The 1957-nt window shown below is 34.8% G+C and carries 2 protein-coding genes and 1 pseudogene; 2 read left to right on the forward strand and 1 reads right to left on the reverse strand.

Annotated elements, in window-relative coordinates; all coding sequences use genetic code 11:
* Nucleotides 1–85 precede the first annotated feature (85 nt).
* Nucleotides 86–844: pseudogene (locus CI949_RS20370) on the forward strand (group II intron maturase-specific domain-containing protein); the annotation flags it as partial.
* Between the two features lie 103 nt (nt 845–947).
* On the opposite strand, the gene CI949_RS20375 reads toward CI949_RS20370, so the two are convergent.
* Nucleotides 948–1280, reverse strand: a complete 333-nt coding sequence (locus CI949_RS20375; RefSeq protein WP_108140012.1) for a P-II family nitrogen regulator — start codon at nt 1278–1280, stop codon at nt 948–950.
* A 239-nt stretch (nt 1281–1519) separates the two neighbouring features.
* Here CI949_RS20375 and CI949_RS20380 point away from each other — a divergent pair.
* On the forward strand, nt 1520–1957 hold a 438-nt coding region (locus tag CI949_RS20380), incomplete at its 3' end, for an extracellular solute-binding protein (protein WP_290769864.1).

A 1957-nucleotide genomic window follows, 5' to 3' on the forward strand; every position in this document is an offset into this window, starting at 1 on the left:
ACAATAATTAATTTCAGGGTATGAGAATACCCTGTTCTTTTAAATATTTACTGGTGAAAAACATGTCCTGGTTACTGAAATATTTCTTGTCTCATAACAAGCTTATCTTAACTCAGGAGTAATGATTGATGATTTAATTAAGAAAACAGACGAAGGATGCCCGCAGGGCGGGTTTTTAAGTCCACTACTTAGTAACATTATGCTGGACGAACTGGATAAAGAGCTGGAAAAACGCAATCATAAATTCTGTCGCTATGCTGATGACAACCAGATCTATGTCAGAAGTAGAAAGGCAGCCGAAAGAGTTATGAAAAGTCTAACTGCATTTATTGAAAAGAAACTGAAACTTAAAGTTAATACAACAAAAAGTGCAGTCGGCAGACCCTGGAGAAGAAAATTTCTGGGGTTTTCATTTTATCGGACAAAAGATGAAGTGAGGGTTAGAGTCCACCCGAAATCAATCAAGAAAATTAAAGCAAAGATAAAAGAACTCACATCAAGAAGCAAGCCCTGGACGATGAAATATCGTTTTAAGAAACTAAAACAGACAATCACGGGCTGGGTCAGCTATTATAAAATAGCTGATATGAAAAGCAAGATGAGAGACTTAGACCAGTGGACCAGACGACGAATAAGAATGTGCTACTGGAAACGGTGGAAAAAGGTCAAAACCCGCTTTAGGATGCTCAGGAAATTAGGTATTAAAAAGCCCAAAGCGTGGGAATATGCCAACACAAGAAAAGTCTACTGGAGAATATCCAATAGCCAAATACTTGCAAGAACCTTTACCAACCAGTTGTTAAAGAAACTGGGATACTTTAGTTTTACGGAAAGATATGCATAAGTAATTAATTCTTAATGAACCGCCCAGTACCGAACGATATGCTGTGGTGGTGTGAGAGGACGGGGAATAAATTAATTATTTCCCTCCTACTCGATTGCTAATTTTAAGCTATAGCTTTTAGTCCTTCTTCCCCAGTGCTTATTTTAACGGAGTTTTCTATATCACTGACATAAATCTTACCGTCACCACTCTCACCAGTCTGAACCGTGTTTTTAATTGCTTCTACGTATTTATCAACTTCGGTATAATTAATAACGAATTCTATCCTCATCATCGGGGTAAATTTTATTTTTAAATCACTATCTGCTAAATCAATTAAATCTTGATTAAAGTTCTTCGCTTCCAGAATATTTAATTCCTTCAGGCCCATAGAATTTAATTTTGTGACCAGTTCATTTAACTTATCAGATCGGATAAAAGCTTCAACTTTTTTCATTTCAACCCCTCCTAAATTAATATTCTGAATATTTCTATATATTTATTATAGTTCAATAAAGAGTAAATGTGAATAGTTTTAAGACCTATTATAATAGTATACAGGGATATTTTTTAATTTACCTAAACTTAACCTTTTAGAAATCTAGATTTAACTTTGCAGTGCTAATATTACAGATAGAGAAAATCATTTTAGTAGATTTCTATTTTCATCAAATCAAAAGGGAGTGAAAAATATTTATGAAAAAAACTGTTTTGTTAGTTCTGGTAAGTCTCTGTTTTATTGTGAGTTTTTCGGCAGCGGCAGAAGAAGTTACAATTGATTTTTGGCATGCAATGGGAGGACATAATCTCGAAGTAGTAAACACATTAGTCGAAGAGTTTAATAGTAGCCATGATCAAGTTGAAGTTAAAGCTCAATATACAGGTTCTTATAATGATACTTTGACTAAAACTCAGTCAGCAGTTCAGACCGGAACTGCACCACATATTATTCAGATTTACGAAATTGGAACACAAATGATGCTGGACAGCGGCATAATTATGCCAATAGAGGATCTGGGCAAAGAGGTAGCGGGAGATAATAGTTTTGACTGGGACAAATTTTTAGTTCCGGTTTCAAATTACTACACAATTGACGGCAAATTGAATTCTATGCCTTTTAACTCATCTACACCA

It is taken from the genome of Halanaerobium sp. (assembly GCF_003070835.1).

What these genes read in the sequence shown, in the direction of transcription:
- CI949_RS20375 (WP_108140012.1), bottom strand. Translation starts at nt 1,280, where the DNA reads ATGAAAAAAGTTGAAGCTTTTATCCGATCTGATAAGTTAAATGAACTG.